At 39.9% G+C, this 912-nt stretch carries 1 protein-coding gene; it reads right to left on the bottom strand.

Translation table 11 applies throughout. The annotated features are described in order from the left end of the window. Nucleotides 1-225 precede the first annotated feature (225 nt). Nucleotides 226-912: IS5 family transposase (locus HMPREF9018_RS10440; RefSeq protein ID WP_008451448.1), on the bottom strand; the 687-nt coding region annotated here is incomplete at its 5' end.

Below are 912 nucleotides of genomic sequence, written 5' to 3'. Positions count from 1 at the left end.
AATATATGTCTTTTTAAACAACTATATTATAATTACTGTCTACTTAGTTATAAACAGGCTAATATTTTTTATTATTACTTATAAATATATTATTACTGTCCGAGACATCTGCAAAACCTTACCCCATTCTCTTTCATTCTTGTTTTTGAGCACTATTGGCTCACCCGCAGTCAATATTTTTGATTTTTAGGCTGTATATGCTCTATTTCATCTCATATTCTCCCCTTATTTGAGAGAATTAGACACAATTATCCCTGGAGTTCTATATAAATTGTAGGCAATAGCCTCCATGATGTGTTGTGCGTGAGTCTTAGCTAAACCTACATATCTGGCTATCCCACCATGAAACAATCTGTGAATAGATCCAAAGGTACGTTCCACTTTGTACCGTGTCTTGCTGATGGCTACATTAACACGCTGCTCTCTTTCCGTTAGCTTACGTCCCCTTACTCCTTTGTGCATGATGCGACTCTTGAACGTCATACGTTTAAGTACATCCTTGTTTGCTGTAGAATCATAACCCTTGTCGGCATAAACAGGTGTACCTTGTGGAAGTTTAGCTTTTTCTAATGGCTTTTCCAAATGTTTGATATCACTTTCGTTAGCTGGTGTGGTTTCCTCGGCTATCACCAACCCGTTCTCATCTGTAACCGAATGTCGCTTGTAACCGAAGTGGAGCTTTCCCATTTTCTTAATCCATCTTGCATCTCCATCAACGTTTGGCTTAACAACTTCCTTGACCATTGCTTTTTCTGAACTATCACGACTGTCAGCTTCATTACGCTCTTCCACTACTTCATACTCCTTGCGTCCACGCGGACGGCGTGGAGTATCGGCAATGCTCGCATCGATAATAGCACCACGCTTAACGATGACACCTTTAGACTCAAGTTGCCGATTGATTTCATTGAG

This window comes from Prevotella amnii CRIS 21A-A, assembly GCF_000177355.1.
Taxonomy (GTDB): Bacteria; Bacteroidota; Bacteroidia; order Bacteroidales; family Bacteroidaceae; genus Prevotella; species Prevotella amnii.
Note: the sequence above shows the minus strand (reverse complement) of the source record. Positions and strands in the feature narration are given on the sequence as shown.